Raw genomic sequence first — 24,471 nt, 5'->3', positions numbered from 1 at the left:
GCATATTCCCTGTGGGAGCGGGCTTGCCCGCGAAGGCGGCGTGTCAGTCGCTGCATCTGTTACTGCACCACCGCTTTCGCAGGCAAGCCAGCTCCCACATTTGGATCTCCATGGGGTTTGTGAAAGGGGTGGCTCAGGTCCACCAGTAGCGCACGAGATGAAAGAAGATCGGCGCCGCGAAGCACACCGAATCCAGCCGATCCAGCATCCCGCCGTGCCCTTCGATCATATGCCCCCAATCCTTCACGCCACGGTCACGCTTGATCGCCGACATCACGATCCCGCCGGCAAACCCCAGCAAGTTGATCAGCAGCGCGATCAGGAACGACTGCCAGGGATTGAACGGTGTGGTCCACCACAGCGCTGCGCCGATCAGCGACGACAACAGGATCCCGCCGACAAAACCTTCCACGGTTTTCGACGGTGACAGGTTAGGCGCGATTTTGTGTTTGCCGAACAGCTTGCCGCACACGTACTGCAGCACGTCCGACAGTTGCACCACGATCACCAGATAGGCGATCAGCAGCAGGTTACGGCCTTCGTAACCCGGTATGTCCAAGGTCAGCAGCGCCGGGACGAAAGACACGCAGAACACGGCGATCATCAACCCCCATTGCACCTTCGATGCCCGTTCCAGAAAGTGCGTACTGTCGCCGCCCAGGGAGGCGAGGATCGGCAGCAGCAGGAACACGTACACCGGGATGAAGATCGAGAACAGCCCATACCAGTCGGCGTAGATCAGCAGGTATTGCAGCGGCAGGGCCAGGTAAAACGCGGCCACCAGGGCCGGGTAGTCGCTGCGCCGGGTGGGCGTGAGGGTGAGAAATTCGCGCAGGGCGTAGAACGACACCGCGTAGAACAGCAGGATCACCGCGCCGGTGCCGAGCCAGAAGGCGATGCCGATGACCACCACCATTACCCACCAGGCGTTGATGCGGGCGTTGAGGTTGTCGATAACTGCGTTGGGGCTGCCACGGGTGCGCAGCTTGAGGATCAGGCCGATCAGCGAGGCGATGACCAGGATCGCGCCGATGCCGCCAAATAACATCAGGGTTTGGCTATCCATCTCAAGAATGCTCCGGGGCAAGGGCGAGCAGGGCGTCGCGGCTGCGGGCAAGGAAGGCGGCTTTGTCTTCGCCTTCTTCCAGTTGCAGGGGGGCACCGAAGCTGGTGGTGCATAACAAGGGCAGTGGCAACACGCGACCCTTGGGCATGACCCGGTTCAGGTTGGCTATCCACACGGGGACCAGCTCGGCTTGTGGGTAACTCTTTGCCAAGTGATACAAGCCGCTTTTGAACGGCAGCAAGCCATCCTCCAGATTGCGCGTGCCTTCGGGGAAAATGATCAGCGAGTCGCCGCCCTCCAACGCCGCAAGCATGGGCTGCAGAGGGTTATCCACAGGGTCCTTGCGCTCACGGTCGATCAGCACGCCATTAAACACTCGATTGATGATGTAGCGGCGCAGCGCACTCTTGTTCCAGTAATCACTGCCGGCCACCGGGCGTGTGAACTTGCGCAAGTTCTGCGGCAGCGATGCCCATACCAGCACGAAGTCGCCGTGGCTGCTGTGGTTGGCAAAGTAGATACGCTGCACCGGTACCGGCGCGCACCCCAGCCACAGGCTGCGGGCGCCGGTGACGGTGCGGGCCATGGAAGTAATCAGCGTGGCGACCACGGGTTCGAACATGGGAATTCCTTATCCGGCGAAAGGTAGCCAAGGGCTGGCGAGGATGACGCCCAGGGTCAGCAGCGCTTGCGCGCCCAGCAGCCAGGCTTGTTTACGCAACAGTTTGAGGGCGCCACGACGGCGTTCAGTCCAGGGGCGACCGGCTCGTTTGGGCGGTTGCAGGCCAAGGGTCTGCAGGGCCTGGTCGAGGTCTGGCGTGCGGGTGGTGTCGCGAGCGAGCAGGGCGAACAGGTCGGCGTCAAAGGCCACCCGCAGCGCCCAATATTTTTGCAACAGGCCCAGCACAATCATCCACAGGGCCAACAGCAAGCAAATGGTGGAAATACTGGCCAGCAACAACTGGGCGAGGCCGAACAGCACACCGAGCAGCGTCAGCCCTGTGGATAACTGATCCAATGATCGGCCACGGCGCAACAGGCTGGCGACGACCTGAAGTTCCATATCAGCAGGCATTTGGCAAACCCTCCAACGCTTGACGGTGTGCGGGGTGCAGGACCACATCGGCCCGCGCTGTACGAATAATAGTCAGCGCTTGCTCAACCGTGGCGGCGCGCCCCGTATTCAGCAGCCAGGCGGCGACGGCGGTGGCGCTGCGTGAGTAACCGAGGGCACAACACACCAATAGCGGGCCGCTCGCTCGCAGGCGTTCAATGGCGTGGGCGGCTTTCAGGCATTCATTGGGGGTTGGGGCGATCAGGTCCAGCACGGGCACGCAGGCATATGCACGGCCTTGTGGATTCATCGGCAGTTCGGCGCATAAGTCGACGATGCTCGCGAATGAACGCTGTTCACCGGTTGTAGGAATGCGCCCAAGCCAGACGTTATCCACAATCAGGTCCGGCTGTGGATGTTTGCGTGTCCACAGCCGCGAATTGATCCACGCGCCCGCCAGATAAGGCGCATACAACCAGCGGGCGGCAGGCGTCAGGCGGCCATCGTCGCGTTTTTGAAAGCCCGGCGCACCGAGTGCAAGGTAATTGGCCGTAATCAACCCCAAGGAAACCGCTGGCCATAGCAGCCATAGCCACCCGCCACCGAGCACCCAGGCCAGCGCCGTCAGGACCAAGGCACCTAACCCATAGCGCATCCCCAGCCGCCAGCGCTGGGAATCGCGCGTCAATCGCGCGCTCAGTAATGGGCTGGGATGCGCTACAGGCCATAACCACACACACAGCCATCCCGCCAGGGCGCCTGTGGGTAAGTCGATAAAGTGATGTTGATAAGTGGTCAGCACCGAAACGCCGATCAGCGTGAACCAGCCATGCACCACCCAACGCCAGAATCCTTGAGTGTGCCGCTGGTACATCACCCACAGGATCACCAGCAGAGCGATATGCAGCGAAGGTGCCTGGTTGAAGGGCTTGTCAAAACCGGCCAGCACCGCAAACAACCAACCGAACACGCCGTCCAGTTCCGGCCGCTCAAATGTGAAGCGCAGTGGCCAGATCAGAAAGCAACTCACGGCAATCACCTGCGCACTCAGCAGGCGCAGCGCATGCTGTTTGAGCTCATGGCGTGTATTGGGCAGCAGCAGGGAGAAGCCGTAAAGCAGGTCGATGGACCAATAGGGCACGATGGTCCAGGCCCAGAACGGCATGTGGCTTTCCCAGCCGAACACCAGCGTGCCGACGTCACTGCGCTGGCTGGTGACCCAGGTGGCAAAGCCATAGGTGCTGAAAAACAGCGGTGCCAACAGCAGCAGCCAAAGCACCGCAGGTTTCAATAAACCGGGTTCGCGCATGTTCAGATCTTCTGTGCCAGGGACACGGTGAAAATGCCCCACTCATCCACGCGCTGGGTGATCTTGCGAAAGCCCGCCGCTTCGACGAGTTGGTCCATTTCTGCCTGGCTGCGTCGGCGCATCACCCAGGCCTGGCCCTGGCGGTGGCTGGTGAGCGCGCGGGCAATCAGCTCCAATTGTGGGTGCCACGGTTGGCCGGTGTAGACCAAGTAACCACCTGGCTCCACGGCTTCGGCCAGGCCCGCCAGCGAGCCGCCGACCATGGCGTTATCGGCAAACAATTCGTACAGGCCGGACACCACGGCCAGTGTCGGCTTGGGGTCCAGGGCAGCCAGGTCAGCGCGGTCGAACGCATCGCCTTTGACGAACTGGGCGATGTCCCCCAGGCCCTTCTCGCGAATCAGCGCGCCACCGTCGCGCACGTTGATGTCGCTGTAGTCGCGCAGCAGGATCGATTCCGGCAGCGGCGATACGCCTTGCAAGGCTTCCAGGATGTAGCGGCCGTGGCCGGCGGCGATGTCGACAATGCGTACTTCGCGTTGGTCGTCACGCAGCTTGGCCATCGCCAGGCGCAGCAGCTCCTCGACGTTCAGCTTGCGCTGGCGAATACCGCGCCAGCCGATGGAGTTGAGGTAATTGGTGTCGATCATCCGCCCCAGCCCGCCCTTGCCGGTAGGCTTATTGCGATACACGTAGTCCAGCGTGCTGCCGGAGTCGAAGCCGGTATCGAAGCCCAGCTTCACCCCGTCCGACAGGTTTTTACCCAGGCCCATGCTGGCGCGGGTCATGCGCCAGTACAGGTCGCGCAGGGAATTGCGCGGCAGCGGTGCGGCGAGGGATTCGGATTCGGCGCACGTCGCGCCAAGTTTGTCTGCATCCAGTAAAGAAGCGCGGTCCAGCGGGTGGGCGAAGTTCTGCAGGATAAAGCGCTTGGCGCTGCTCACAGCCACGGCACGGTCACGTTCGCCGAGGGTGTCGTGGAAAAAACCGGGGAGGATATGCAGCTCTTTTTTCAGGCTGCCGAGGCGGTCGAAAAACTGCTGCTGGGGTTTACGGTGCACCACAAAGTCGGAGCCCGAAATAAGCAGTTGGGTCGGCACCTGGATCGCCTGGGCGTCGGCGACAACCCGGTCGGCTGCTTCGTACAGACCCAGCAGCACATTCACCGAAATGGCCTTGGTGATTAGTGGATCGTTGTCGTAGGACGCCACGCGTTCCGGGTCATGGCTGAGAAACTTGGCCTTGACGTAGCTGTTGACGAAAAAGTTGCCGCGAAACTTGCGCATCAGTGCCAGGCCGGGGCGGGCGAAGGGCACGTACAGCTTGACCTTGAAGGCTGGCGAGGCGAGCACCAGGGCGCGGATTTTCGGTGCGTAGTCATGAACCCAGGTGGCCGCGATCACCGCGCCGACGCTTTGGGCGATGACGGCGAGGTCTTCCTCTTCGATGCCGTAGGTGGCATTGATGTGGTCACAGAACGTCTGCACGTCGCGGGCGCTGGTGGCAAAGCTGGGGCTGTCGCCGCGCTCGCCGGGGGATTGGCCGTGGCCACGGGCGTCCCAGGCGAAGAAGTCGAATTCAGGCAGGCCCAGCTCATCCACCAGGTGGGCAATGCGCCCTGAGTGCTCATGGCCGCGATGGAACAACAGGATCGCCTTGCGCGGCCCGGCACCTGCCGTGGCCGGCCAGTGCCGGTAGAAAAGCTCGACGCCATCATGGGTACTGAAGGTGTGCTGTTGTTGTTCGCGCATCGCAAAATCCTTATGCAGAAGGGAGAGATTGTTGTTCTTTGAGGCCCTGACGCACCCGGTTGACCAAGGTGTAGGCGAGCAGGGCGGCCACCAGCCACATCACCACCTCCACCCAACCGGCGCCGAGCCAGCCCAGCGCCACGCCCGTGGCCAGCACCCCGAGCACGAACGCCCGATCACTCTTGCCCATGGGCCCGTCATAACGGCGCGACGCGCCCACCATCGGCCCCAGCACGCCGGCGTATTCGCTGAATACCGCCAGCAGCGTCACCAGCAGCACCGGTGCCAGGCTCACATCGGGGATCAATGCAAAGGGCAGGATCAGCGCGCTGTCGGCGATCACATCGCACAGTTCGTTCAGGTAAGCACCGAGGCGCGACTGTTGGCCGAATTCCCGGGCGAGCATGCCGTCAATGGCATTGAGGGCCATGCGCACAATCATCCACAGCGGGATCAGTGCAAACAGCCAGAGGTGTTGGGCAAAGTCCGCGATCAACAGCCCCACCAGCAGGGAAACAACCCCGGCCAGCACGGTGATCTGGTTGGCGGTGGTGCCGTTGTCATAGAGGCGCTGCACGAGAGGGCGCAGCAGGTTTTGAAAACGCGGTTTGAGTTGGTAGATGGAAATCATGGGGGTGGCGCTTCCTTGTCCGTGAACCCGCGAAAAACTGTTTTGAAGTGTGCCGACTAATCGCAGCCGACACCAGTGATGGCTCGCGTTTATAGGGGTTTAGTCACTGTATTAAGCACGGCGCAGGTCGAATGTGGGAGCGGTCTTGCTCGCGAATGCGGTTTGTCAGTAAAAGATATTCTGTCTGGCACACCGCATTCGCGAGCAAGCCCGCTCCCACAGGGGATTTACGGTGGCATTTGAATTGGGGGTTTCGAACAAAAATTTCACGCTTCGTGTTATATCGTAACGAATTGTGTACAAGTGGGCGTTGAGCAGATGCAAGTGGATCTAGAGGCTGACGGGGCTTCGGTTGAAGGCCTCGCGCGTTTTCAGCAGGGGCTGTTCCACGCCCGTCGATTGCGCCAGGCCGGTATCGGCCTGACGACCCTGGCCCTCAGCGGTTGGATATTGGCGCTGTTTGTAGCGTTGTTTGCACACCTGTCGATCTGGCCGGTGGTATTGATCAACTGCGCGTCGGCCTTGCTGCTGCTGGTGGCCGGGTTGCAGTCGGCCTGGTGGGTGGCCGATTGGCGTGCCCAGGCGCTGGAAGCGCCGAGCGGTGAAGCGGTCGAACAATCCATCGAGCCCACACCCTGGCATAAAGGCCTGATCAACCGGTTCGGCAACGGCCTGTTGGCGCAGATTGGCGCGCCGGTGCTGTGGTTGGGCGGCTGGTCGCTGTTGGCGCTGGTCAGCATCCTGCAGTTCTGGAACTTGGGCTTGCCCGCTGCCGCCATCGGGCAGTCGGCAAGTATTGGCGCAGCGCTCGCATTGGCCCTGGCGTTTGGCCTGTTGGTATTCGAACGCCGTTTGGCCCAGGAAACTGCCGCCCAATGGCCGGAAGCCTCACAGCTGGCGCAGTTGAGCCGGATGGCAATTATCTGCCTGGTGATCAGCGCGATCTGCCTGCTGTTTGCCAGTGCAGAGTCGGTCTGGCCGTTGCGCCTGGCCACTCTCATCGGGCTGTTGCCAGCGTTGGTGGCGTTGGAGTTCCTGCTCAGGGGCGTGCTCTCGCTGTTCAGCCCGCGCCAGCCGCGCCTCGAACCGCGCTTGATGGCGCAGAGTTTCATCGCCGGCCTGCTGCGTTGGCCGCCGCAACCCTTGCTGGCGTTGCAGCATGAACTGCACAACCGCTTTGGCATCGACCTGCGTCAGATCTGGGCCTTTACCTACATGCGCCGGGCGTTTTTCCCGGTGCTGCTGGTGGTGCTGGCGGTAGGTTGGGCGCTGACCGGTGTGCATGAAGTGCCCCTGCAAGGCCGTGGGATTTATGAGCGCTTTGGTAAACCGGTCGAGGTGTTCGGCCCCGGGCTGCATGCGGGTTTGCCGTGGCCGTTGGGCCGCGTACTCAACGTGGAAAACGGCGTGGTGCATGAGCTGGCGACCAGCGTCAGTGACGCCGCCACACCGCAGTTGGCTGGCGCGGAAGGCCCGGCGCCGTTGATCGCCAACCGCCTGTGGGACGCCAGCCATGTGAATGACAAATCCCAGGTGATTGCCAGCAGTAGCGGCGACAAGCAGGGCTTCCAGATCGTCAATATGGACGTGCGCTTTGTCTACCGCATCGGCCTCACCGATCAGGCTGCGCTTGCTGCCACCTACAACAGCGCGGATATCCCGACCCTGATCCGCAGCACCGCCAGCCGCATCCTGGTGCACGATTTTGCCTCGCGCACCCTGGATGAGTTGCTCGGGGAAGAGCGCACCAGCCTCGCCGACGAGATTGGCCGCAGTGTGCAAGCCGACCTGCAAACCCTCGACAGCGGTGTGGAAATCCTTGCCACGGTGGTCGAGGCGATCCATCCGCCGGCCGGTGCCGCTAACGCTTACCACGGTGTGCAAGCCGCGCAGATCGGCGCCCAGGCGCTGATCGCCCGTGAACGCGGTGCCGCCAGCGAGCAGACCAACCAGGCGCTGCTGCAAGCCAGCACTGCCCGCGATCAGGCCCAGGCCACTGCCCGCGAAGTGAATGCTGGCGCCCAAGCAGCGAACCTGCGCTTTGCCGCCGAACAAAAGGCCTACGCCGCTGCGGGCCAAGCCTTCGTGCTGGAACAGTACCTGGGCCAACTGAGCCAGGGCCTGGCCCAGGCCAAGCTGCTTATTCTGGATCATCGTTTGGGCGGCGACAGCGCGCCGACGATCGATCTGCGTTCTTTTACCTTGCCCGCCGACCCGTCGGCGCCGCGCAAAGCCGTTCAATAAGGAGTTCGTCTGTTGAGCGCTCATTCCCACGATCATGATCACGGTCATCACCACCATCACGGCCACCACCATCACCATCACGGCGATGAACAGGCGGCCGGGCCTTTTCCCTGGCGCCGCATGGCGTGGGCGGTGTTGCTGGTGCTGTTTGCCGTGGCAGCGGCGAGCCTGGTGCAAGTGCGCTCCGGCGAGGCCACGGTGATTACCCGCTTCGGCAACCCCGCGCGCGTGCTGCTGGAGCCTGGCCTGGGTTGGCGCTGGCCGGCACCGTTCGAAGCAGCGATCCCGGTGGACCTGCGCCTGCGCACCACGTCCAGCGGCTTACAGGATGTGGGCACCCGCGATGGCCTGCGGATTATCGTGCAGGCTTACGTGGCGTGGCAGGTGCAGGGCGATGCCGACAACGTGCAGCGCTTTATGCGTGCGGTGCAGAACCAGCCGGATGAAGCAGCGCGGCAGATTCGTACCTTCGTCGGCTCGGCGTTGGAAACCACCGCAGCCAGCTTTGACCTTTCCAGCCTGATCAATACCGACGCCAACCAAGTGCGCATCGCCGATTTTGAAGCGCAGTTGCGCCAGCAGATTGATCAACAATTGCTCACCACGTATGGCGTGCGTGTGGCGCAGGTCGGCATCGAGCGCTTGACGCTGCCGTCGGTGACCCTCACCGCCACGGTTGATCGCATGCGCGCCGAGCGTGAAACCATCGCCACCGAACGCACCGCCGTGGGCAAGCGCGAAGCCGCGCAGATCCGCTCCGCTGCCGAACGTGATGCGCGCATCATGCAGGCCGATGCCACTGTGAAAGCCGCTGATATCGAAGCGCAGTCGCGGGTTGAAGCTGCGCAGATTTATGGTCGCGCCTACGCGGGCAATCCGCAGCTATATAACCTGCTGCGCTCGCTGGATACCTTGGGCACGGTGGTCACGCCGGGGACCAAGATCATCCTGCGCACCGACGCCGCGCCTTTTCGCGCCTTGGTGGACGGGCCCAAGGACCTGCAGCCATGAGCGAGCCTGAAAGCCCGGACAGCCCGTGGATCCAGGCCGGGCGCCTGACGTTCCTGGCACTCTACGCGGTCACCGTATTAGCGGCGTTGGCCTGGGCCTTTTCCAATGTGCGCCAGATCGACCCGCAGAATCGCGCCGTGGTCTTGCACTTTGGCGCCCTCGATCGCATTCAGAACGCCGGGTTGTTGCTGGCCTGGCCGCAACCTTTTGAGCAAGTCATCCTGCTGCCAGCGGCCGACCGGGTGATCGAACGCCGGGTGGAAAACCTGCTGCGTTCCGACGCGGCGTTGCAGGCGGATCGCGTGGCCAGTTTCGCCACGCCGTTAAGCGATGCCCTGGCCGGTTCCGGCTACCTGCTGACCGGTGATGCCGGGGTGGTGCAACTGGACGTGCGGGTGTTCTACAAGGTGACCGAGCCCTACGCCTTTGTGTTGCAGGGCGACCACGTGCTGCCGGCCCTGGATCGGCTGGTGACACGCAGCGCAGTGGCTCTTACCGCTGCGCGGGATCTGGACACCATCCTGGTAGCGCGCCCGGAACTGATCGGTAGCGACAATGGCGCCGCCGAACGGCGTGAGCGGCTGCGCGGCGACCTGGTGCAAGGCATTAATAAACGCCTGGCGGAGTTGGCGGCCAGCGGCTTGGGGCTGGGTATCGAAGCCACCCGCGTCGATGTGCAATCGAGCCTGCCTGGGCCTGCGGTGAATGCGTTCAACGCCGTACTGACCGCCAGCCAGCAGGCTGATAAAGCCGTGGCCAACGCCCGTACTGAAGCGGAAAAGCTCAACCAGACCGCCAACCAGGAGGCTGACCGCCAAGTGCAAGTCGCCCACGCCCAGGCCAGCGAGCGCTTGGCCAATGCCCAGGCGCAAACCGCTACCGTTGCCAGCCTGGCCCAGGTCAAAGACCCCGGTTTGCTGTTGCGCCTGTACCGCGAACGCCTGCCGAAGATTCTCGGCCAGGCCGGTTCGGTAACCACCGTCGATCCCAAAGACGACTCCCGCTTGATCATCCAGGGAGCCGAACAATGAGCGCACCCATGCTGACCTCTGCCGAACAGCGCAGCGCTGCCCGGCAATTGACCTTGGCGATGCTCGCCCTGGGCTTGCTCGTGCTGGGCCTGGTGTGGCGCTGGCTCGCGCCCGACCAGAGCGGCGTCAGCCAGCTGCTGCTGGGCGTGGCTTCGCTGTTGGTGGCGGTGCCGGTGATGCGTTCAGCCTGGTACAGCCTGCGCTTTCCGAGCCTGCACGGCATCACCGACCAATTGATCGCCCTGGCCATGCTCGGCGCTTGGGCCACGGGCGATCTGCTCACCGCCGCGTTGCTACCGATCATCATGATCTTCGGCCATGTGCTGGAAGAACGCAGCGTGATTGGCTCCCAGGAAGCGATCCATGCCTTGGGCAAACTCACCCGCAGCCACGCCCGCCTGGTGCAGGCAGACGGCAGCATCACCGAAGTGGATAACGGCACCTTGAACACCGGCGATATCGTCGAAGTGCGGGCCGGTGACCGCGTGCCGGCCGATGGCGTGGTGTTGTCCGGCCAGGCGAGCCTGGACACGGCGCCGATCACCGGCGAGTCGGTGCCGTTGGAAGCGAGCGTGGGCGTGCAGGTGTTTGGTGGGGCGATCAACCTCGATGGCCTGCTGCGCCTTGAGGTCACGCGCACCGGTAACGAATCGACGTTGGGCAAAGTCATTGCGCTGATGCAGAACGCCGAGCGGTCCAAGCCGCCGATCACCCGGCTGCTGGAGCGCTATGCCGGCAGCTACATGGTGCTGGTGTTGCTGCTGGCGGCCGTCACCTGGTTTGTCACCAATGACGCCCAGGCGATGCTCGCGGTGCTGGTAGCGGCGTGCCCCTGTGCCTTGGTGCTGTCGGCACCGGCCACGGCGATTGCCGGGATCGCCGTGGCGGCGCGCCATGGCATTCTGATTCGCAGCTCGGCGTTCCTGGAAGAGCTGGCCGACCTGACATCACTGGTGGTCGACAAGACCGGCACCCTGACCTTTGGCACCCTGCGCTTGCAGTCCATCGAGACCCGCGCGCCGGATCGCCAAAAGCTGCTGAACCTGGCGGCCAGCCTCGGTTCGGCGAGCAGTCACCCGGTCAGCCGAGCGTTGGCGGGGTTGGCGAGCCAGGAGCAGATGCTGATGCTTAGCGACATCCGCGAGCGTCAGGGCCTGGGCGTGGTCGCCCAGACCGAGCAGGGCGAAGCAGCGCTGGGACGGCCGGAGTTATTTGAACAGTTGGGCATCGTCACCACCGCCGTGCCCATCCACGATGGCCCGATTGCCGGGTTGGCGTTGAACGGCGAGTTCCTCGCCTGGCTGCTGTTGGCCGACAGCGTCAAACCCGAAGCGCGCCAGGCCCTGCAAGAGCTGCGTGACTTGGGCCTGGGCCGCCAACTGCTGCTGACCGGCGACCGCCAAAGCGTGGCCGACAGCCTGGCGCTGGACGTGGGCATCAGTGATGTCGAAGCCCAAGCGCTGCCGGAAGACAAGCTCAATCGCGTGCTGGGCGAAATCAGCAGTGGCTTCAGGCCAATGGTGGTGGGCGATGGCATCAACGACTCCCTGGCGCTCAAGGCCGGCGTGGTTGGCGTGGCCATGGGCGCGGGCGGTGCAGACATCGCCCTGGCCTCGGCGGACGTGGTGTTGATCGGCAGCGACTTGCGCCGCCTGGGCACCTGCGTGCGCTTGAGTCGCCAGTGTCGGCAGACGTTGCAGGTCAACGTGATCATTGGCTTGGGCTGGACGCTGGCCATTGTGGTGTTCGCCGCATTTGGCTGGTTGGGGGCGGCGGGCGCGATGATCGCGGCGGTGCTGCACAACCTCAGTACCTTGCTGGTATTGGGTAATGCCGGGCGTTTGCTGCGCTTCCAGGAGCCGCTGTTGAAGCTCGATGAATAATTTCAAAAATATTTGCTTACGGCTGTAACGCCGATAGGGGACCTCACTCTAGTGCTGTGTCGAGACTGAACAATCCGTTCAGACCGGCTCCACTACTGATCATGAGGAATACAACAATGAGCATTAAATCCGCTGCTGCTGGTGCCGCCCTCGCAATGGCCGCTGCTTCTCTGTTTGCTGGTGTCGCTACCCAAGTCCAAGCCGCAGACGCCACCGTGCACTGCTACGGCGTGACCTCCTGCAAAGGCATGAACGACTGCAAAACCAAGGATCACGCGTGCAAGGGCCAGGGCGAGTGCAAAGGGATGGGCTTCAAGGCCATGACCAAGTCGGCCTGTGACGCCGCTGGCGGTAAAGTCGGCGAGTAACCGGCACACGAGTGCAACCGCGGCGGCTGCCTGCCACCGCTGCGGACACTTTGCCCTGGAGTGAGTCATGTCCGCGTCCCTTCCAAGTCTGGGTTACGGCCTGGGTTTACGCAGTGAGTACTACCACCAGATCCTTGAACAGTCGCCGGCCGTGGATTGGTTCGAAGTGATCTCCGAAAATTACTTGGTACAGGGCGGCAAGGCCTTGTACTACCTGGATGCGATAGCCGAGCGTTACCCCTTGGTGATGCACGGTGTGTCGTTGTCCATCGGCGGGCCGCATGCCCTCGATACCGATTACCTGAACCACATCAAACAGCTCGCAGAGCGCATTCAGCCGGCGTGGATTTCCGATCACCTGTGCTGGAGCCGCGGTAGTGCGCATCAGCTACACGATTTGCTGCCCCTGCCTTACACCGAAGAAAGCCTCTACCACGTGGCCGGCCGCGTACGTCAGGTGCAGGACGTGTTGCAGCGTCCGCTGGTGCTGGAAAATGTCTCCAGCTATGTGCGTTCCAAGGCGGATGAGTTCACCGAGTGGGAGTTCCTCAACGCCTTGGCCCACCTGAGCGGCTGCCAGTTGCTGCTGGACGTCAACAACGTCTACGTCAGCGCACGTAACCATGGTTTTGATGCCTGGACCTTCATTCGCAACCTGCCACCCGAAAGCATTCGCCAGCTGCATTTGGCGGGGCATATGGACTATGGCGACTATGTGGTCGATACCCATGACCATCCCGTGTGCGACCCGGTGTGGGCGCTGTATCAGCAAACTCTGGAGCATTTGGGCCCGGTGTCGACGTTGCTGGAACGCGATGACCATTTTCCGCCCTTCGAAGAGTTGCTCACCGAGTTGAACAAAGCCCGTGAATTGGGTGCCAGCGCCTTGGCCCGGAGAGCGTTATGCGCCTGATCGACTGGCAGTTGGCGTTTGAGCAGCATCTATTATCCGAAGCCCCCGCGGCCAACAGCGGCTTTGCCGCCACCTTGCTGGGAGGGCCGACGTTGGATGTGGAGACCGGCCTGGCGATTTACCACAACGCCTACCTGTCACGCCTGCAGGAGGTGCTGCGCCATGACTTCGGTGCCATCTGGTATTGGCTGGGAGATGAGGCGTTTTGCTCACTGACCGAGGCCTACATCCGCCGTTATCCGTCGGCCCATTACAGCGTGCGCTGGTTGGGCGAGCGCTTTGCGTTGTTTATCGTTGAGCATTTGATGGCTGAGCAAAGTGCGCCTTTGGCTGAGTTGGCGCGCTTGGAGTGGGCGTTCACCTTGGCGTTTGACGCACCCGAAGGGGAGCCGCTGACATTGAATGACATGGCGCACCTGGCGCCTGAAGATTGGCCCACCTTGCAGGTTGCGCTGGCGCCTTCGGTACAGCAGCTGCTTTGCCGTTTCAACACAGTGGCAATCTGGCGAGCCAGCAAGGATGAATCAGACTTCCCAGGCAGCCAGGCGCTGGACCCGGCACAAATCTGCCTGGTGTGGCGTCACCAGAACCGCTGCCACTACCGCAGCCTGGAAGCCGCTGAAGCCTGTGCGCTGGCGGGCATGGTGACCACGGGTTGGAATTTTTCAGAACTGTGTACTGAGCTGGCGGTCACTTATTCAGAGGGGGCGTCGCTGCAAGCGGCCACTTGGCTGAAACAGTGGGTCCAAGAAGGTTTGCTCGAGCGCCGAGCGCCATAGAAGGGGGGCTATTGATTCGATAGCTTCCTACTTTGTTTGGCATGGTCTACCCTCACAGCAGACGTCTGAAACAAGGGGGGACTACTCATGCTCGCGCAACTTCCACCGGCCTTACAGAATCTTCAGCTACCGCTGCGTCTTCGACTCTGGGACGGCCATGAATTCAACTTGGGCCCTGAGCCCAGCGTCACCATCGTGGTCAAGGACCCCACGGTTGTATCCAGGCTCACCCATCCAACGCTCGACTCGCTGGGCGAAGCCTTCGTTGAGGGAAAACTGGAGCTGGAAGGCTCCATCACCGAAGTGATCAGGGTATGTGACGAGTTGAGTCACGCTTTGGTCGATGACGACGAGGAGAGTCGTCCGGTGCGCTCGATTCACGACAAGGCCACGGACGCCGCTTCTATTTCCTACCATTACGACCTGTCCAACGAGTTCTACCAGCTATGGCTGGACCAGGACATGGCGTACTCCTGCGGTTATTTCGAAACCGGCAGCGAGTCGCTCGACCAGGCCCAACAAGACAAATTCCGCCACCTGTGCCGCAAGTTGCGGCTGCAACCGGGTGAGTATCTGCTGGATGTGGGCTGCGGCTGGGGCGGGCTGGCGCGCTATGCCGCGCGGGAGTTCGGGGTCAAGGTGTTCGGCATCACCTTGAGCAAGGAACAACTGGCGCTGGCCAAGGAGCGGGTGAAAGCCGAAGGCCTGGAAGACCAGGTCGACCTGCAGTTGCTCGACTACCGCGACCTGCCCCAGGATGGCCGTTTCGACAAAGTGGTAAGCGTGGGCATGTTCGAACACGTCGGCCACGCCAACCTGGCGCAGTACTGCCGTACCCTGTTCGGCGCGGTGCGTGAAGGTGGCCTGGTGATGAACCATGGCATCACCGCCAAGCACACCGACGGTCGCCCCGTGGGCCGTGGCGCCGGCGAGTTTATAGAGCGCTACGTGTTCCCCAACGGTGAACTGCCGCACCTGGCGATGATGACGGCCGAAATCAGTGAAGTGGGGCTGGAAGTGGTCGATGTCGAAAGCCTGCGTATGCATTACGCCCGCACATTGGACCATTGGAGCGAACGCCTGGAAGACAACCTGGAAGCGGCAGCGAAGATGGTACCGGAGCAGGCGCTACGCATCTGGCGGCTGTACCTGGCTGGTTGCGCTTACGCGTTTGCCCGTGGCTGGATCAACCTGCACCAGATTCTGGCAGTCAAACCCCATGCCGATGGCGGGCATGAACTGCCGTGGACGCGGGAAGATCTCTACCGCTGAGCACGTTCAAAACCGTAGGAGCGAGCTTGCTCGCGAAAAACGTCAACGATAACGCGTACTAGCTGAATGAACGCGGCGCCTGTGAGTTTTTCGCGAGCAAGCTCGCTCCTACATTGGTTTTGTATTGGCGGTTAGAGGATGGGTGAGATCAAGCGAGCCACGCGCATGCCCAGTTGTTGCAGGCGACGGGTCTCGCGGCTTTCTTCCTGGCTGACTTCATGGGCTAGGGCGAAGTCGTCCAGCAGCATCTGTTCAACCTGGCTGGCGAAGGCTTCATCCACCGTCAGCAGCATCACTTCAAAATTCAGCCGGAACGAACGGTTGTCCATGTTGGCACTGCCAATGGCGCTGATTTCGCTGTCCACCAACACCACCTTCTGATGCAAAAAGCCCGGCGTGTAGCGAAACACCCGCACGCCCGCTCGCACCGCTTCGTTGGCATACAGGCTGGATGCGGCATACACGATGCGATGGTCCGGCCGTGACGGCAGCAGCAGGCGCACATCGACCCCGCGCAACACCGCCAGGCGCAGGGCGGCAAACACCGCCTCGTCGGGGATGAAGTAGGGGCTGGTGATCCATACGCGCTCGGTCGCGGCATGGATGGCCTCGACGAAAAACAGCGAGCAGGTTTCATAAGGGTCCGCCGGTCCGCTGGCGAGCAACTGGCAAAGCACGCCGTCTTCCGGGTAGGCGTCCGGCAGGATCAGCGGCGGCAGTTCCCGTGCGGCCCAGAACCAGTCCTCGGCGAACGACTCCTGCAGGCACGCCACCACTGGGCCGGTGACTTGCACATGGGTATCGCGCCATGGTGCCAGCGGCGGTTTTTTACCCAGGTATTCATCGCCTACGTTGTGCCCACCGACAAACCCGGTGATGCCGTCTACCACTACGATCTTGCGATGGTTACGGAAGTTGACCTGGAAGCGATTGAGCCAGCCACTGCGGGTAGCGAACGCCTTGACCTGCACGCCAGCGTCACGCAGCGCTTGCACATAACGATGGGGCAGGGCGTGACTGCCGATGCGGTCGTACAGCACGTAAATGGCTACGCCCTGGGCGGCTTTTTCCTTCAACAGAGCCTGTAACTGGCGGCCCAGTTCGTCATTGTGAATGATGAAAAACTGGAACAGCACCGCGGTCTTTGCGTGACGGATAGCCTCGAAGATCGCGCCGAAGGTGGCATCGCCATTGATCAACAGGCGCACTTCATTGTTGGCCAGGCACGGCATACGGCCCAGCTTGGGCATGGCGCGCAAGGAGGCATAGGCGCTGGAGTTGCGCGCTGCGAGCGCTTCCTCCACCCATGGGCGCCAGTTCAACTCGGTGATGGCCGTGTGCATTTCCTGGTTGGCCTGGCGACGGGCCTGGATGTACGCGTCGAAGGTGCTGCGGCCAAAAATCAGGTAGGGGATCAACGTCAGGTAGGGCATGAACATCAGTGACAGCGCCCAGGCGATCGAGCCTTGTGCGGTGCGCACAGTCAGTACCGCGTGGATCGCGGCGAGCGTTCCCAGAAAGTGCAGCGTGGCAATGACGTAGGCGAGCAGGTGCGGGCCAAAGAAATCCATGAACGACGTAACTCCAGGCAGTCCAGTGCGTAACAGACCATGAACGGCTGTGAATGTCGCTATTTTATTTGCCATGCAACACTGGCTGCTTTGCGACGTCTAACGCCCACAATTACCCAGGAGTTACCCGATGAATGCTCGTCTGCTTGGTTTGGCCATGGTTGTTGGTTTGTCGCTGCCTGTGGCGGCGCAGGCGCAGATGCTGGCGCCGGGCTTGTGGGAATTGACCACCAGCAATATGAAAGTCGATAACCAGGACCTGCCGGACTTGTCGCTGATCCTCGGTCAACTCAAGCAACAGATGACCCCTGAACAGCGCGCCATGCTCGAAAAGCAAGGCATAAACATGGCCGGTAAGGGCGTGCAGGTGTGCCTGACCCCGGCTCAGGTGGCCTCCGATTCGATCCCGCTGACCGACCCTCAATCGGGCTGCAAACAGGAAGTCACCGACAAGAGCGGCAACCAGTGGAAATTCCGCTTCAGTTGCCCGAAAGCCCAAGGCACTGGCGTGGCAACGTTCCAGAGCCAGAAAGAATTCACCACCAGCGTCAACGGTACCTTCAATGCCACCGGTATCCAGCAGAAGGGTAGCCTGGACAGCCACGCCCAGTGGCTGGGTAACGATTGCGGTACCGTTAAACCCCGCGCTTAACGCCCAAACTGCAGGGGCAAGCCCTGGCAACTGTTGACCACCTGGCCGTTGTGCCAGGCCAGGTGGCCGCTGACCAACGTGGTACTCACGCTGTGGCGAAAGCTGCGCTCTGCAAAGGGGGTCCAGCCGCAGCGGGCGAGGATGGGTTGGCTGCTGACCGGCTTGCCGGCAGGCTCCGGTTTGATCAGTACCAGGTCGGCCCAATAGCCTTCACGCACGTAGCCGCGATCAGCAATGGCGAACAGGTCGGCCACGCGGTGGCTGGTCTTGGCGACCAATGTGGTGAGGGGCAAATGCCCGTCGGCCACCAACTCCAGTAACGCCGGCAGGGCATGCTGCACCAGGGGCAAGCCTGAGGGTGCTTGCCGATAGGCCAACTGTTTTTGCGCCCAGGTATGTGGCGCATGGTCGGTGCCAATCACATCCAGACGGTCACTCAACAATGCCAGGCGCAGCGCGTCGCGGTCGGCACGGGTCTTGATCGCCGGGTTGCATTTGATCTGATGGCCAAGGCGGTGGTAATCGCGGTCATCGAACAGCAGGTGGTGCACGCAGACTTCGGCAGTGATGTGCTTGTCGGCCAGGGGCTTGTCTTCGAACAGCGCGAGTTCGCGCGCGCTGGTCAGGTGCAACACATGCAGGCGCGTGCCATGACGTTTGGCCAATTCCACGGCGAACGATGACGAGCGATAACAGGCCTCGGCATCGCGGATCAGCGGATGAGCCACGGCGGGAATATGCTCGCCGAAGCGTTCGCGCAGGCGCTGCTCGTTGGCCAGGATGCTGGGCGTGTGTTCGCAGTGAGCGAGCAGGATGGTCGGCACCTCGGCAAACAGGCGCTCCAGAATGCGTGGATCGTCCACCAGCATATTGCCGGTGGAGGCACCCATGAACACTTTGACCCCAGCCACTTCACGGGGGGCAAGGGCCGCGACGGTGTCGAGGTTGTCGTTGCTCACGCCAAAGTGAAAGCCGTAGTTGGCCACTGAGTGCAGTGCGGCACGGCGCTTTTTATCGGCCAGGGCTTCCAGGCTCAGAGTGGCCGGGTGAGTGTTGGGCATGTCCATGAAGCTGGTGATGCCACCGGCCACCGCCGCGCGGGATTCGCTGTAGAAGCTGCCTTTTTCCGGCGCGCCGGGTTCGCGAAAATGCACTTGGTCGTCGATCATCCCTGGCAGTAGCCACTGGCCGTTGGCATCGATTTCCACCGGTTCGTTATCGCCTTGAATGCTGGTGGCAATCTTCTCGATACGGCCATTGGCGATCAGTAAGTCGGCGTCGAATACCTGGCCTTCGTTGACCAGGCGGGCGTTGCGGATCAGCAGGCGGCTCATGGTTCAGAACTCGTTTTGCAGGGCTTTGTAGCCGCGTACCAGGTCGACGTTGGTGCGTGCCACGTCTTCGGAAAACTCCGAGGCGCTGACACTCACCGGCGGGAACTGCGACAAGTCGGTGTTGGGGCCGATACGCGTCGTAGAGGGCACGTAGAAAGCAGCGGGCAAATCGCGGCCGTCGACCACCGAGTTGTGGCGCACCACGCATCCATCGCCCACGGCGCAATTGAACAGCACGCTGTTGAAGCCAATAAACACACGGTCGCCCACCGTGCAGGGGCCGTGGACGATGGAGCGGTGCGCGATGGAGGTGAATTCGCCGATGGTCACCGCTGCGCCGGATTTGGAGTGGATGACCACGCCATCCTGGATGTTGGAGTTGGCGCCGATGGTGATTGGGTCCATGGCGCCGCTGGCGTCGACTTCGTCGGCGCGGATCACGGCGTAGGGGCCGACGAACACGTTCTCGCCGATGATGACTTTGCCGCAGATGATCGCGGTCTTGTCGACGTAGGCCGACTCTGCAATCACCGGCAGGTCGCCGGAAGGATTTTTGCGGATCATGGCTGGCTCAGTGCGGCGTACAGGGTGTTGAGGTTGTATTCGAACAGCCCGATAAAGGTGCTGGCCGGGCCTTCTGCTGCGAGGGCGTCGGAGTACAGCGTGCCGCCGATCTGTGCGCCGCTTTCGTCAGCGATCTGCTTGAGCAGGCGCGAGTCTTTGATGTTTTCCATGAACACGGCTTTGACCTTGTCCTTGCGAATCTGGGTGATCAGCGCGGCGACTTCAGCGGCCGAAGGGTCACGTTCGGTGGACAAACCCTGGGGCGCGAGGAACTGGATGCCATAGGCCTGGCCCAGGTAACCGAAAGCGTCATGGGAGGTGACGATGCGGCGGTTACCCGGTGGCAGTGCGCCGAACTTGGCCTTGGCCTCGTCCAGCAGGCTATGGATTTGCTTGAGGTAGGCCTGGCTGTTACGCAGGTAGGCGGTCTTGTTGGCAGGGTCGGCGGCCACCAGGGCCTTGGTGATGTTGCTCACATAGATTTCGGCGTTGGCCAGGTTGTGCCAGGCGTGCGGGTCGGGAATGGTTTCCCCATCCTCGTCCATGGTGTGGGAAATCACGCCTTTGCTGGCGGTGACCACCGTTGCCTTGGTTTCGGTGCTGGTAACCAGGCGGTCCAGCCACGGCTCGAAACCCAGGCCGTTCTTGATGATCACCTTGGCCTTGAGCAGTGCCTTGGCGTCATCCGGCGTGGGTTCATAGGTATGGGCATCGGCGTCCGGGCCGACCATGTTGCTGATCTGGATATGCTCGCCACCGATCTGGTGGGTGATGTCATCGAGAATACTGAAGCTGGTGACCACTTGGAGCTTGTCTGCCGCGTGAGCCATCGACAGCGGTAGCAGCAGACTGAACAGCACGAGTAGAGCGCGCATGGGGAAACACCTCATTGGGATGTGAGCAAAGGCGGGCGGCGCAACAAACCGTGCACCGGACCGAACACCACGGACAACAAATACCCAGCGCCCGCCACCAGCACGATCGCCGGGCCGCTGGGCAGTGAGTAGTAGAACGACAGCAGCAGACCCAACCACACCGACAGGCAGCCCAGCAGCGCCGATACTGCGATCAACACCGGCAAGCGTCGGCTCCAGAAGCGTGAGGCGATGGCCGGCAACATCATCAAGCCGACCACCATCAGCGCGCCGATGGCCTGGAAACCAATCACCAGGTTCAGCACCACCAGGGTCAGGAACACGCCATGGGCGAGGGGGCCGAGGCGGCTGACCGTTTGCAGGAACAGCGGGTCGAGGGTGTCCAACAGCAGCGGTTTGTAGATCAGCGCCATGGCGATCAGGCTGAAACCCGAGACCCAGAGCATGCCGGTCAGGGTGGTTTGATCCACGGCCAGGGCGGAGCCGAACAACAGGTGCAGCAGGTCCAGACGCTTGCCGGCAAGGCCCAGGATCAGTACGCCGGCGGCAAGAGAGATGGGGTAGATGGCCGCGAGGCTGGCGTCTTCGCGCAGGCCGGTGCGGCGGGTGATCCACGCGGCCAGGCCGGCCATGCTCAGGCCTGCACCCAGGCCGCCGAGGGTCAGCGCGGGCAGGCTCAACCCCGCAAACCAGAAGCCCAGGGCGGCGCCGGGCAGGATGCCGTGGGCTACCGCATCACCGATCAGGCTCATGCGCCGCAGGATCAGAAACACCCCCAGCGGCGCCGTGCTGCAGGCCAGTACCAAACCGCCGATGAGTGCGCGGCGCATAAAAACGAATTCATGAAACGGCAGCCACAAGTGAGCAGTGAAGTGCATTCAGGCCACCTGCATCTGCGGTTGCGGGCGGATCAGCTCTTTGCTGGGGCCGAATAGGCAGCCGGTGTTTTTGATCTGCAGTACGTGCTGGGTATGGTGGCGCACGGAGGCCAGGTCATGGCAGACGATCACCAGGGTGCGGCCTTCGCTGTGCCAGGCATGGATGTGTTTCCAGCACAGCGCCTGGCCATCCTCGTCGAGGGCTGCGTGAGGTTCGTCGAGTAGCAGAACGGGCGCCTCGGCCAGGCTCATGCGTGCCAGCAGGGCACGCTGCAATTCGCCGCCGGACAATGCCATCAAGGGGCGGTGTTCCAGGCCAATCAGACACCAGTCTTCCAGCACCGCTTGCAGGCGTTGACTGCGTTGTTGAGCGGTGTATTGGGTGCCCCAAAAACCTGCAGCCACCAGTTCTTGCAGGCTGATAGGAAACTGGCGGTCCAAGTGTTGCTGCTGGGGCAAGAAGGCCAGGCCGCCACGGCGTGGAACATCCACGATGACTTTTCCCGCCAAAGGCTTTTGCAGGCCGGCGATGACTTTGAGCAGGCTGCTCTTGCCCGTGCCGTTGGCGCCGATGATGCCGGTGAGGCTGCCTTTTTGCAGGGTCAAATCCAGTGCCGGGGTGAGCGGTTGCCCGGGGGCACCCCAGCGCAACGCGTTGCAGATGATCATGCAGAAGCTCTCGTCCAGCGGCTTTCAGCCACGGCATCGTGCGCGTGCAGGCTTTCGGCGTGGATCACTTTGAGGTGGAAGGCTTTGATGGCATCCGAGCGTTTCAAGGCGAGGTTCAGGCGGCGAGCGGCGTCCTCGCAGAACATCAGGTTCTGCCCGTTGGCCAGGGCGAAGGCTTGTTCGTCTGCGCGTTTCACCGCGGTTTGTACGGCGGTGCCGAGCGCGGCTTCGGCAGCGTTGATCAAGTGGACTATCGGCAGGTCAGTACCTTGCAGATGAACGTGCAACTGCGCGCTGCTGCGTTGGCTGTGGGGTGTGGCGACGATGCCGTTGGCGCTGCCGAGCCAGGCCAGCACCGCTTCATGCTGTAACGGCGTGTTGGCGAAATCATCGACAAATTGCTGCTGAATCAACTGCCTGGCGAGGGCGGCGGAGCAAGGGCAGGTTGAAGAGTAAGTAACGTCAATTTTTAGTTCCACGTGGAACATCTGGTTTTCTAGACGTGCTTCGATGCTCACCGGGTAGGTCTTCCAGCCGGCTAATGGGCTGACCAGTGCAGGACGTTTAAGCAGTAACTGGGTATGGATGCGCAGGTAAGCGTTCTTAGATAAACCTTCATGTGTTTCGAGAAAACGCTGCAGTACATTACGCAGCAGTGCCGATGTCAGCGGCTGTTGATCAAGCATTTCCAGGGCCAGGTACAGGCGTGACATATGAATGCCACGGGCCGTGCCGTCGTCCAGGCTTACACCCGCGTCAGCGGTGGCGGCCAGGTGTTGACCGTCAATCAGGATCGGCAAGGCGATGCCGCACATCCCCACCCAGTCGAGTGGCAAGGCTTGGCGTGAAGCCTGCGCGGCGATATCCGGCAGAGTCAGCGCATTCATAAGCAGGTCCATCGTTGGAAATAATTCGACATGTTATAGTATAACAATACGAGCTACGATGAATTTTCTGCTCCAGCCTTTGTTCAGTCATATCGAGTAGGGACGCTCCTTTATCTGCGGTATATGTCATGCACAGACGTCAGCTCCTCAACCTGCTGCTGGTCAGCCCCCTGTTCACCTTGCCTTTGGGGGCTTACGCCACGCAGATTCGCAATGCACGCCTGTGGCGCTCGGACGATAAGCTGCGCCTGGTGTTCGACCTCAGCGGCCCGGTGCAATACAAGACCTTTTCCCTGACCTCACCAGACCGATTGATCATCGACTTGAGTGGCGCCGGGCTCAGCGGCGACTTTTCCCAATTGGCGTTGAAGAACAGTGGGATTACCTCGATCCGTTCCGGGCATTTCGGCAAGAGCGATACGCGCATCGTGCTGGACCTGGTCGAGCCCATGCGGCTCAACAGTTTCGTGCTGCCGCCCCAGGAGGGACAAGGCCATCGCCTGGTGCTGGATTTGACCAACGCGACCCGTGCGCCCCGGCAAATCGCCGCTGAGCCGGCACCCTTGGTGGCGCCGGTAGACAAGGCGCATCCCAAGCGCGACATCATCGTGGTGGTCGACCCCGGCCATGGCGGCAAAGACCCAGGTGCCATCGGCTCCAAGGGCCAGCGCGAAAAAGATGTGGTGCTGTCGATTGCCCAGTTGCTGGCTAAACGCTTGAAACGCGAAAAGGGTTTTGACGTAAAACTGGTGCGCAACGACGACTTCTTCGTGCCGCTGCGCAAGCGCGTCGACATCGCCCGTCAGCACAAGGCCGATATGTTTATCTCAGTGCATGCCGACGCCGCGCCACGGCTGACCGCGTCGGGCGCCTCGGTGTATGCGTTGTCTGAAGGCGGCGCCACCTCGGCCACGGCGCGTTTCATGGCCCAGCGCGAAAATGGCGCCGACTTGCTGGGCGCCACCACCTTGCTCAATCTGAAGGACAAGGACCCGATGTTGGCCGGGGTGATTCTCGACATGTCGATGAACGCGACCATCGCCTCCAGCTTGCAACTGGGCAGCTCGGTATTGGGCAGCCTGCAAAGCATCACCAGCTTGCATCAGAAACGTGTGGAGCAGGCCGGGTTCGCCGTGCTCAAGTCACCGGACGTACCCTCGATTTTGGTGGAGACGGGCTTCATCTCCAACGCTCGCGACGCCCAGCGGCTGGTGACGGCGCGCCATCAACAGGCGGTGGCGGATGGCCTTTTCGAAGGCCTCAAACGTTACTTCCAGAAGAACCCACCCATGAACAGCTACATGGCCTGGGTGCAGGCGCAGGAAAACAGCCAGGCCTAACAGCCGGTCATTCGGCTGCAGGTGAACTTGGCGCTGGCGCCTCCTGAGCTGGAAAACCGGTTGATAGTGGTCCAGCCCACGCGCCGTGTGTAGCCGACCCACGCCTCGCCATCCGATGCCAACCCAGTAAAGAACGTCAGTTGCCCATACCGGCTGTTGGTCTGCGCCCAATAGCGTTTGCCGATCACTTCGAAACCGCGCAGGTAGGTGATGCTGCCGACGGTCGCCACGCTATAGGCATTGCCCAGCGGGTCTACACAGGCCAGCAGGGTGGCGCTGCGTGTGCACTTGGCCAACAGGCTGGGTGCCTGGGCGCAGGCAGGCCCGGCCGCTGCCAATAGCAGGGCGCACAGCAGATATCTCATCGGGTTTCTCAGCATAAGAAGGTG

At 61.9% G+C, this 24,471-nt stretch carries 24 protein-coding genes; 10 read left to right on the top strand and 14 right to left on the bottom strand.

The window, feature by feature from the left end; all coding sequences use genetic code 11:
* Positions 1–133: 133 nt before the first annotated feature.
* Genes N2A98_RS27025 through N2A98_RS27000 form a run of 6 tightly spaced genes read right to left on the bottom strand, consistent with a single transcriptional unit; the run spans position 134 to position 5,811 of the window.
* Positions 134–1,066, bottom strand: a complete 933-nt coding sequence (locus tag N2A98_RS27025) for a phosphatidate cytidylyltransferase (protein WP_014720583.1) — start codon at positions 1,064–1,066, stop codon at positions 134–136.
* 1 nt (position 1,067) lies between these two features.
* Positions 1,068–1,688 (bottom strand): lysophospholipid acyltransferase family protein, encoded by a 621-nt coding sequence (locus N2A98_RS27020; protein WP_003195812.1) that lies wholly within the window; start codon positions 1,686–1,688, stop codon positions 1,068–1,070.
* A gap of 9 nt (positions 1,689–1,697) precedes the next feature.
* Positions 1,698–2,141: a hypothetical protein gene (locus tag N2A98_RS27015; protein ID WP_044270111.1), complete on the bottom strand. Its 444-nt coding sequence runs from the start codon at positions 2,139–2,141 to the stop codon at positions 1,698–1,700.
* On the bottom strand, positions 2,131–3,429 hold the full coding sequence (locus N2A98_RS27010; protein ID WP_044270108.1) for a phosphatase PAP2/dual specificity phosphatase family protein: 1,299 nt from the start codon (positions 3,427–3,429) through the stop codon (positions 2,131–2,133). Before N2A98_RS27010 ends, N2A98_RS27015 begins: the two co-directional genes overlap by 11 nt.
* Positions 3,430–3,431: 2 nt before the next feature.
* A complete protein-coding gene (locus N2A98_RS27005) occupies positions 3,432–5,180 on the bottom strand; it encodes a bifunctional alpha/beta hydrolase/class I SAM-dependent methyltransferase (RefSeq protein WP_275622845.1) in 1,749 nt (582 codons plus the stop codon).
* Positions 5,181–5,190: 10 nt separating this feature from the next.
* On the bottom strand, positions 5,191–5,811 hold the full coding sequence (locus N2A98_RS27000; protein ID WP_275622844.1) for a CDP-alcohol phosphatidyltransferase family protein: 621 nt from the start codon (positions 5,809–5,811) through the stop codon (positions 5,191–5,193).
* 318 nt (positions 5,812–6,129) lie between these two features.
* Here N2A98_RS27000 and N2A98_RS26995 point away from each other — a divergent pair, with 318 nt between their 5' ends.
* The 8 genes from N2A98_RS26995 (at position 6,130) to cfaB (ending at position 15,312) form a co-directional block, all read left to right on the top strand.
* A complete protein-coding gene (locus N2A98_RS26995; RefSeq protein WP_275622843.1) occupies positions 6,130–8,055 on the top strand; it encodes a protease modulator HflK in 1,926 nt (641 codons plus the stop codon).
* A 9-nt stretch (positions 8,056–8,064) separates the two neighbouring features.
* The gene (locus N2A98_RS26990) at positions 8,065–9,066 is read left to right on the top strand and encodes a protease modulator HflC (protein ID WP_161794309.1); all 1,002 of its coding nucleotides are present in this window, start codon (positions 8,065–8,067) and stop codon (positions 9,064–9,066) included.
* Positions 9,063–10,097, top strand: coding sequence for a protease modulator HflK (locus N2A98_RS26985; protein ID WP_047712772.1), 1,035 nt, complete (start codon positions 9,063–9,065; stop codon positions 10,095–10,097). The genes N2A98_RS26990 and N2A98_RS26985 overlap by 4 nt, the downstream gene beginning before the upstream one ends.
* A complete protein-coding gene (locus N2A98_RS26980) occupies positions 10,094–11,980 on the top strand; it encodes a cation-translocating P-type ATPase (RefSeq protein WP_275622842.1) in 1,887 nt (628 codons plus the stop codon). The genes N2A98_RS26985 and N2A98_RS26980 overlap by 4 nt, the downstream gene beginning before the upstream one ends.
* Before the next feature lie 116 nt (positions 11,981–12,096).
* A complete protein-coding gene (locus N2A98_RS26975; protein WP_003195792.1) occupies positions 12,097–12,348 on the top strand; it encodes a membrane protein in 252 nt (83 codons plus the stop codon).
* 67 nt (positions 12,349–12,415) lie between these two features.
* Positions 12,416–13,261, top strand: coding sequence for a DUF692 domain-containing protein (locus N2A98_RS26970; RefSeq protein ID WP_034134115.1), 846 nt, complete (start codon positions 12,416–12,418; stop codon positions 13,259–13,261).
* Positions 13,252–14,040, top strand: coding sequence for a DNA-binding domain-containing protein (locus tag N2A98_RS26965; protein WP_078804081.1), 789 nt, complete (start codon positions 13,252–13,254; stop codon positions 14,038–14,040). The genes N2A98_RS26970 and N2A98_RS26965 overlap by 10 nt, the downstream gene beginning before the upstream one ends.
* An 87-nt stretch (positions 14,041–14,127) precedes the next feature.
* Positions 14,128–15,312 carry a C17 cyclopropane fatty acid synthase CfaB gene (gene cfaB / locus N2A98_RS26960; RefSeq protein ID WP_044270096.1) on the top strand — a complete coding sequence of 395 codons (1,185 nt, stop codon included), beginning with the start codon at positions 14,128–14,130 and terminating at the stop codon, positions 15,310–15,312.
* A gap of 131 nt (positions 15,313–15,443) precedes the next feature.
* Here the strand turns inward: cfaB and cls are convergent, their stop codons facing one another.
* Entirely contained in the window at positions 15,444–16,883 is a 1,440-nt protein-coding gene (gene cls, locus N2A98_RS26955) for a cardiolipin synthase (RefSeq protein WP_275622841.1), read from the bottom strand.
* A 130-nt stretch (positions 16,884–17,013) separates the two neighbouring features.
* Here cls and N2A98_RS26950 point away from each other — a divergent pair, with 130 nt between their 5' ends.
* Positions 17,014–17,535, top strand: coding sequence for a DUF3617 domain-containing protein (locus N2A98_RS26950; RefSeq protein ID WP_003195781.1), 522 nt, complete (start codon positions 17,014–17,016; stop codon positions 17,533–17,535).
* Here N2A98_RS26950 and N2A98_RS26945 read toward each other — a convergent pair.
* From N2A98_RS26945 to folE2, 6 genes are read right to left on the bottom strand one after another with little or no spacing between them, the layout of a single operon-like run.
* Positions 17,532–18,869: a dihydroorotase gene (locus N2A98_RS26945; protein ID WP_069556877.1), complete on the bottom strand. Its 1,338-nt coding sequence runs from the start codon at positions 18,867–18,869 to the stop codon at positions 17,532–17,534. The genes N2A98_RS26950 and N2A98_RS26945 overlap by 4 nt on opposite strands.
* Before the next feature lie 3 nt (positions 18,870–18,872).
* Complete coding sequence (locus N2A98_RS26940) at positions 18,873–19,433, bottom strand: DapH/DapD/GlmU-related protein (protein ID WP_005792581.1); 561 nt, start codon at positions 19,431–19,433, stop codon at positions 18,873–18,875.
* Positions 19,430–20,308, bottom strand: a complete 879-nt coding sequence (locus tag N2A98_RS26935; RefSeq protein ID WP_275622840.1) for a metal ABC transporter substrate-binding protein — start codon at positions 20,306–20,308, stop codon at positions 19,430–19,432. Before N2A98_RS26935 ends, N2A98_RS26940 begins: the two co-directional genes overlap by 4 nt.
* An 11-nt stretch (positions 20,309–20,319) precedes the next feature.
* Entirely contained in the window at positions 20,320–21,186 is an 867-nt protein-coding gene (locus N2A98_RS26930) for a metal ABC transporter permease (RefSeq protein WP_003195772.1), read from the bottom strand.
* Positions 21,187–21,855, bottom strand: a complete 669-nt coding sequence (locus N2A98_RS26925) for an ATP-binding cassette domain-containing protein (protein WP_125970875.1) — start codon at positions 21,853–21,855, stop codon at positions 21,187–21,189. It abuts the gene before it with no gap.
* Positions 21,852–22,742 carry a GTP cyclohydrolase FolE2 gene (gene folE2 / locus N2A98_RS26920; protein ID WP_275622839.1) on the bottom strand — a complete coding sequence of 297 codons (891 nt, stop codon included), beginning with the start codon at positions 22,740–22,742 and terminating at the stop codon, positions 21,852–21,854. The genes N2A98_RS26925 and folE2 overlap by 4 nt, the downstream gene beginning before the upstream one ends.
* 128 nt (positions 22,743–22,870) lie before the next feature.
* On the opposite strand from folE2, the gene N2A98_RS26915 reads away from it, so the two are divergent.
* Positions 22,871–24,082 (top strand): N-acetylmuramoyl-L-alanine amidase, encoded by a 1,212-nt coding sequence (locus N2A98_RS26915; RefSeq protein ID WP_275622838.1) that lies wholly within the window; start codon positions 22,871–22,873, stop codon positions 24,080–24,082.
* Here the strand turns inward: N2A98_RS26915 and N2A98_RS26910 are convergent.
* Entirely contained in the window at positions 24,079–24,447 is a 369-nt protein-coding gene (locus N2A98_RS26910; RefSeq protein ID WP_047712764.1) for a hypothetical protein, read from the bottom strand. The two genes, N2A98_RS26915 and N2A98_RS26910, sit on opposite strands and share 4 nt — an antisense overlap.
* Between the last annotated feature and the right edge of the window lie 24 nt (positions 24,448–24,471).

Origin of the sequence: Pseudomonas sp. FJ2-5-13 (assembly GCF_029201605.1) — a bacterium.
Classification (GTDB): domain Bacteria; phylum Pseudomonadota; class Gammaproteobacteria; order Pseudomonadales; family Pseudomonadaceae; genus Aquipseudomonas; species Aquipseudomonas lactis.
The sequence above is the reverse complement of the archived record's forward strand: the minus strand, read 5'-3'. Positions and strand labels throughout refer to the sequence as shown.

What these genes read in the sequence shown, in the direction of transcription:
- N2A98_RS26950 (WP_003195781.1), top strand. Translation starts at nt 17,014, where the DNA reads ATGAATGCTCGTCTGCTTGGTTTGGCCATGGTTGTTGGTTTGTCGCTG.
- N2A98_RS26995 (WP_275622843.1), top strand. Translation starts at nt 6,130, where the DNA reads ATGCAAGTGGATCTAGAGGCTGACGGGGCTTCGGTTGAAGGCCTCGCG.
- N2A98_RS26935 (WP_275622840.1), bottom strand. Translation starts at nt 20,308, where the DNA reads ATGCGCGCTCTACTCGTGCTGTTCAGTCTGCTGCTACCGCTGTCGATG.
- N2A98_RS26980 (WP_275622842.1), top strand. Translation starts at nt 10,094, where the DNA reads ATGAGCGCACCCATGCTGACCTCTGCCGAACAGCGCAGCGCTGCCCGG.
- N2A98_RS26965 (WP_078804081.1), top strand. Translation starts at nt 13,252, where the DNA reads ATGCGCCTGATCGACTGGCAGTTGGCGTTTGAGCAGCATCTATTATCC.
- N2A98_RS26945 (WP_069556877.1), bottom strand. Translation starts at nt 18,869, where the DNA reads ATGAGCCGCCTGCTGATCCGCAACGCCCGCCTGGTCAACGAAGGCCAG.
- N2A98_RS27015 (WP_044270111.1), bottom strand. Translation starts at nt 2,141, where the DNA reads ATGCCTGCTGATATGGAACTTCAGGTCGTCGCCAGCCTGTTGCGCCGT.
- folE2 (WP_275622839.1), bottom strand. Translation starts at nt 22,742, where the DNA reads ATGAATGCGCTGACTCTGCCGGATATCGCCGCGCAGGCTTCACGCCAA.
- cls (WP_275622841.1), bottom strand. Translation starts at nt 16,883, where the DNA reads ATGGATTTCTTTGGCCCGCACCTGCTCGCCTACGTCATTGCCACGCTG.
- N2A98_RS26940 (WP_005792581.1), bottom strand. Translation starts at nt 19,433, where the DNA reads ATGATCCGCAAAAATCCTTCCGGCGACCTGCCGGTGATTGCAGAGTCG.
- N2A98_RS27005 (WP_275622845.1), bottom strand. Translation starts at nt 5,180, where the DNA reads ATGCGCGAACAACAACAGCACACCTTCAGTACCCATGATGGCGTCGAG.
- N2A98_RS26910 (WP_047712764.1), bottom strand. Translation starts at nt 24,447, where the DNA reads ATGAGATATCTGCTGTGCGCCCTGCTATTGGCAGCGGCCGGGCCTGCC.
- N2A98_RS27000 (WP_275622844.1), bottom strand. Translation starts at nt 5,811, where the DNA reads ATGATTTCCATCTACCAACTCAAACCGCGTTTTCAAAACCTGCTGCGC.
- N2A98_RS26930 (WP_003195772.1), bottom strand. Translation starts at nt 21,186, where the DNA reads ATGCACTTCACTGCTCACTTGTGGCTGCCGTTTCATGAATTCGTTTTT.
- N2A98_RS26915 (WP_275622838.1), top strand. Translation starts at nt 22,871, where the DNA reads ATGCACAGACGTCAGCTCCTCAACCTGCTGCTGGTCAGCCCCCTGTTC.
- cfaB (WP_044270096.1), top strand. Translation starts at nt 14,128, where the DNA reads ATGCTCGCGCAACTTCCACCGGCCTTACAGAATCTTCAGCTACCGCTG.
- N2A98_RS26970 (WP_034134115.1), top strand. Translation starts at nt 12,416, where the DNA reads ATGTCCGCGTCCCTTCCAAGTCTGGGTTACGGCCTGGGTTTACGCAGT.
- N2A98_RS27020 (WP_003195812.1), bottom strand. Translation starts at nt 1,688, where the DNA reads ATGTTCGAACCCGTGGTCGCCACGCTGATTACTTCCATGGCCCGCACC.
- N2A98_RS27010 (WP_044270108.1), bottom strand. Translation starts at nt 3,429, where the DNA reads ATGCGCGAACCCGGTTTATTGAAACCTGCGGTGCTTTGGCTGCTGCTG.
- N2A98_RS26975 (WP_003195792.1), top strand. Translation starts at nt 12,097, where the DNA reads ATGAGCATTAAATCCGCTGCTGCTGGTGCCGCCCTCGCAATGGCCGCT.
- N2A98_RS27025 (WP_014720583.1), bottom strand. Translation starts at nt 1,066, where the DNA reads ATGGATAGCCAAACCCTGATGTTATTTGGCGGCATCGGCGCGATCCTG.
- N2A98_RS26985 (WP_047712772.1), top strand. Translation starts at nt 9,063, where the DNA reads ATGAGCGAGCCTGAAAGCCCGGACAGCCCGTGGATCCAGGCCGGGCGC.
- N2A98_RS26925 (WP_125970875.1), bottom strand. Translation starts at nt 21,855, where the DNA reads ATGATCATCTGCAACGCGTTGCGCTGGGGTGCCCCCGGGCAACCGCTC.